The 5,108-nt window shown below is 61.8% G+C and carries 2 protein-coding genes and 2 pseudogenes; 1 reads left to right on the forward strand and 3 read right to left on the reverse strand.

Annotated elements, in window-relative coordinates:
• Positions 1-41: 41 nt before the first annotated feature.
• A pseudogene (locus HT737_RS18405) lies at positions 42-1,557 on the reverse strand (AhpA/YtjB family protein).
• A gap of 134 nt (positions 1,558-1,691) precedes the next feature.
• Between HT737_RS18405 and serB the strand changes: the two are divergent.
• On the forward strand, positions 1,692-2,906 hold the full coding sequence (gene serB / locus HT737_RS18410) for a phosphoserine phosphatase SerB (protein ID WP_007967407.1): 1,215 nt from the start codon (positions 1,692-1,694) through the stop codon (positions 2,904-2,906).
• Positions 2,907-3,041: 135 nt separating this feature from the next.
• Here the strand turns inward: serB and HT737_RS18415 are convergent, their stop codons facing one another.
• Both HT737_RS18415 and HT737_RS18420 read right to left on the reverse strand, forming a co-directional pair.
• On the reverse strand, positions 3,042-4,796 hold the full coding sequence (locus tag HT737_RS18415) for a molecular chaperone (RefSeq protein WP_182403568.1): 1,755 nt from the start codon (positions 4,794-4,796) through the stop codon (positions 3,042-3,044).
• Between the two features lie 145 nt (positions 4,797-4,941).
• Positions 4,942-5,108 (reverse strand): annotated as a pseudogene (locus HT737_RS18420) (phosphatidylserine decarboxylase); the annotation flags it as partial.

The following is a 5,108-nucleotide window of genomic DNA, read 5'->3' on the forward strand; positions in this document are numbered from 1 at the left end:
CAATCACTTGTCTGCGGGCTTCTGTACATCAGGCCTGAAGCTTACGCCCGGCGCTCATGCATCCGCGCCAGTTGCCGCTCGAGCATCGACGGATAAGGCTCCATCAAGCGCTCCACACAGCAAGCCCCCTCAGGGCTGGCGATCGGACGGATCCGCGCACGCTGGCGAATCAGCCCGTCGTCACCGATCTTGCGCTCGACCAGCAGCAGGTTGCGGCTGTGCTGAGACAGGGCCAGGGCATCCTGGGCCGAGTCGGTCAGCAGCAAGTCGATCTGGCTCAGACCGAACAGGTCGTCACCCAGGGTCAGGCCCAACTGCAATTGCAGAGTGATACCGCTGTCAGCGACTTCGATCTGCAATTGATGGCCCAGCGCCCGCAGCAATTCACCGCAGCAGATCGCATTGGTCAGGTAGTCGTCACCGCTGTCTTCGGTGTGGAACAGCATCAGCGTGCTGCCGTCGTTCAGGGTTTCGATCTCGCCCTGATACAGCGAAGCGGCCTGATCAAGGCAATCGCGGTAGCGCTCCAGCAACTCTTCCAGACGGGCACGCGGCAGGCGCCGCAGTTGTTCCTGCGAGCCCAGTTGCACGGCCAGTACCGCGCTGTGCTGGGGCACGCTGGGCGTAGCCTTGCGCGTGAGCGGTTGCGGCGCTGCATCCAGCGATTCGTCGCGCAGGTCAGCAAAAGCGTCGTCGTCCTCATCGTCTTCAACGGTGCTGACCACATGGCGCGGTGCAGGTTTTTGCGCAGCCATCGGGCGGGTTTCGTCAAAGCTCGGGTCACGCAGGTTGCGCACTTCGAACTCTGGCTCATCCTCTTCTTCGAACTCGGGTTCCGGCTCGGGCTCGGGTTTGGGCGCAGGCTCTGGGGGCGAAGTTGGCGTGCAGCTGACGCGCCAGATCGCCGATCTCGTCCTGACGGTCGGTGCCCGGGGTGTATTCGTCGATGTTGCGCAGCCAGACGCGCAATTGCAGCAGCGGCGTCGACAGATAGCGGCCCATGCGCAGACTCAGGGCCAGCGACAGCGCCAACAGGATCGCACTGAGAATGCCCATGCTCTGCAGGCTGATGGTCATCGGCTGCTGGAACTGATCCATGTCCAGGCTGATGCGCAGTTGCCCGGCGGTCACGTCCTGGAAGGTGATCTTGCTCTCGTACATGCCTTCGGCTTCGCCCAACAGGCTGTGCTTGGGGCGCTGACCGGATTCGGCGAGGATGCGGTTGTCCACGCTATAGATGGCCGCGTGGGCCACCAGCTTGTTCTTGGTCAGGTTGTTGAGCAGCACGTTGAGGCTGAGGATGTCGTTGGACACCAACAGTTCAGTGGCGGATGTGGCGGTCTGCGTAGTCAGGCTTTCGCCCAGCGCGTCGGCCTGCTCGTGCATGGCCTGCTTGAACTGCAAGCCCATCACCCCGGCATAGATCACCAGGGCCAGAGCGACCAGGATCACGTTATGGCTGGCAATGCGCAATGCAATCGGCACACGGCGATGACGCAGTGCACGGAAGATCAGCAGGAAGAAGTTATCGGTTTTAACTGGCGTGGGCCGGTTCACTGAGCTCGGCTCTTTTGTCCGTGAAGTTGACGCGCAGTATAGCGACAGGCCCTAGACCGGCAAAGCGCTCGCGGTGCCCGATGGTCACTGAAAGTGGGTAGAATGCGGTTTTTTTCCAGTTGCGGGGGTGCGCGTTGCGCGAAATCGTCCTGATTAACATCACGGGAGTCGACCGTCCGGGTCTGACTGCGGCCATTACTGGCGTTCTGGCACAGGGTGGTGTGAATATTCTCGACATCGGTCAGGCGGTGATCCACGACACCCTGTCGTTCGGCATCCTGGTCGAGATTCCCGACTCCGAGCAAGGCAAAGCCGTGCTCAAGGACATCCTGTTCAAGGGCTACGAGCTCGACCAGCAGGTGCGTTTCACCCCGGTTTCCGAAGAGGATTACCAGCAATGGGTGGGCAATCAGGGCAAGAAACGCCACATCGTCACCCTGTTGACCCGCAAAGTGACCGCCGGCCAATTGCAGGCGGTCAGCTCGATCACCGCCAAATATGGCCTGAACATCGACCATATCGACCGTCTGTCGGGTCGCATGCCGCTGGACACTCCGGCGGACAAGGGCAAGGGCTGCATCGAGTTCTCGGTGCGTGGCGAAGCGGCTGATCCGCAGGCGCTGCGTGCCGAATTCCTCAGCGTCGCCCAGGAGCTGAACGTCGACATCGCCTTCCAGGAAGACTCGCTGTTCCGGCGCAACCGGCGTCTGGCGGTGTTCGACATGGACTCGACCCTGATCGAAGCCGAAGTCATCGACGAACTGGCCAAGGCCGCCGGTGTCGGCGAGCAAGTCTCGGCCATCACCGAGCGGGCGATGGCGGGCGAACTGGACTTCCGCGCCAGCTTCAAGGAGCGCCTGGCGTTGCTCAAAGGCCTGGATGTCAGCGTACTGGATTCGATCGGCGCCTCGCTGCGCCTGACTGAAGGTGCCGAAACCCTGTTCGCCGAACTCAAGCGTCTGGGCTACAAGACCGCGATCCTGTCCGGCGGCTTCACGTACTTCGCCAAGCAATTGCAGGCCAAACTTGGCATCGACTACGTGTTCGCCAACGAACTGGAAGTGGTCGACGGCAAGTGCACCGGCGTGGCGATCGAACCGATTGTCGATGCCCAGCGCAAGGCGGATCTGCTGAAGGAACTGGCGCACAAGGAAGGCTTGCGCCTGGAGCAGACCATCGCCGTAGGCGACGGCGCGAATGACCTGCCAATGCTGGCGATTGCCGGGCTGGGTGTGGCGTTCCGCGCCAAACCGCTGGTCAAGCAGTCGGCCAAGCAGGCGATTTCCACCCTTGGGCTGGATGGTGTGCTGTATCTGCTGGGCTTTCGCGATCGCGACGGGCAGCTCTGAGCCTGAGGCGGCCTCTGTGGCGAGGGAGCTTGCTCCCGCTGGGGCGCGAAGCGGCCCTGCTCTTTGACTCAAGAGAGTGGGACTGCTGCGCAGTCCAGCGGGAGCAAGCTCCCTCGCCACAGTTTCTTTAAAGCTTTAAAGCGATTTCCACAACGAGTCGAAATCCTCCTCGCCCCCGCCATTGCGTGCGGCCTCCAGCGAGCGATAGGCAAACTGATTGAAGCTGTGCGTACTCGCCACCCGTCGATCCAGCCCGGCGCGGTGTTCTTCGCCATGGGTGTTGATCAGCACTTTATTGCCTTCCTGAAACGGCAGGCGCGGGGCCAGCAAGGTCGCGGGCAAGTCGATGGCACTGATCTCGGGCAGCAGCAGGCCTCGCAAGTAATGGCTGTGATCGTCCCGCGAACGCACCAGTTGCAAACCGCAGGGCTCGGCGTGCGGCGCCACCAGCTCAAGGCCCATTTGCGGTCCGCCACCGCGTACCTGACGAATCCAGCGCACTACCGCAATGCTCCAGCCTTGATTCGAGCTGTCCTGAATCCCGACCATCTCCCCGGCCTGCAACTCGGCGGGCACCTCGTTCGGCCAGCCCAAGCAATAACCTCCGGGGCTATGGTTGATCACCGGCAAGGTGTAAGTCGGGTAGTGCGGCGTGTGGTCGGCTGTGCTTTCGTCTTCGCCGATATGGTCGTACTGAATCTCTTCATACGGCAGAAATTCATCAGCGCCGCTTTGCGGGGCGGCGTCGAACGCCTGGCTCCAACTGTCCTTTTCGCCCTTGGCCACCGCGCGGCTGAAGTTCGCCGCGCGGGCGCCGGGATGCTTGAGCAACTCACTGAAAGTGCGTTCGCCTCCCAGGTAGAAGTGCAGGGCGCTCATGCCGACGCACACGGTCAGGTTGCCCTGGCCGGGGGTGCGCTGAAAACTGCGCTCGGCGGTCTGGCCCCAACTGGCGTGCAGATGCTGCAGGGTGTCGAGGCTCAGACCCGCCGGGACAGGCAGCGGCGCCGGCGAATCCTGTTGCAGTAAATGCATTTCGATGGCGTTCACCAACGGTTGCGGATCGAAGCCCAGCAAATCTGTCTGTTGTTCTTTGCGAAACATGCTGCGATAACGCGGGCCGACGTCCAGTTCCGCGCTGATGGCGAACAGTCCATCCTGCGGACTGCCAGGATGCAGTTTGAGCAGTGCGCTCCACGGTTCCACCACCTCAGCCAGTCGGGCGATCTGGTTCTGCCGCAGTTGGTTGCAACGAGCGCTGCCCAGCAGCAGCGCGGCGATGTAGGTCTGCTCCAGGCTCAGCTCGGTGGTCAGGCTCGCCAGGTCGTCGTGCACCCGACGCTGTTGCAGTTGCAAGCCACAGGCGCAGCGAAACAACTGATGCAGCTCGAACCACAGTTGCTCCGGCGCCGGGCTATACAGCTGCGCGGCGCGCAGCAGTTGTCCCTTGAGCGCATGCGCGGCGCGTTGCAGGGCCTGACTGACCAGCGCTGCCCGATCCTTGTGGTACTTGGGCACGATGCGCAGCACGATCTGCTTGTAGCCGATGGCCAACTGACTTTGCAGCGCCTGACACAGGTTGCTGATCTTGCGCGAACGGTCATCGAGCATGATCGCCTGATGCAGGAAGTGCCGTTCCAGATGCTGACAGACGAAATACACCTCGGGGCGCAGCAGCTCCAGCAGTTGCAGGCGATTGTCACTGGGGGTCAGCAATTGATTGAGTTCGCCCAGGCCTTGGTACAACTGGCGGGCGGTTTCGCCGATGTTGGCCTTGGGCAGGCCGGCGATCCAGCGCTTGAGGTCGCGCGGGGTGGCTTCGCAGAACGACAGGCGCGACTGCGTGGGAATCGGAGCGCTCAGCAGCGGGGGGGAGATGGTCTGGCTCATGCCAAAAACCATAGCAGCAAATGAGCATGTCAGCCTTCAACCGGTAGGAGCTGCCGCAGGCTGCGATCTTTTGATCCTGGTTTTTAAAAAACAAAGTCAAAAAGATCGCAGCCTGCGGCAGCTCCTACGCGGGGGCGCTGATGTCTCAGGCTTTTGGCAGTGCCAAGCCTTGACCCATTTGTACTGGCGAACCGGCGACCAACTCTTCAGCCCATTTCACCTGATCCGGGCCAAACAGCACGATCGCGGTCGAACCCAGCTTGAAGCGTCCCAGTTCTGCACCTTTTTTCCAGATGAATCGGCGCACGGGCA

Origin of the sequence: Pseudomonas sp. MD195_PC81_125 (assembly GCF_014060985.1) — a bacterium.
GTDB lineage: Bacteria > Pseudomonadota > Gammaproteobacteria > Pseudomonadales > Pseudomonadaceae > Aquipseudomonas > Aquipseudomonas parakoreensis.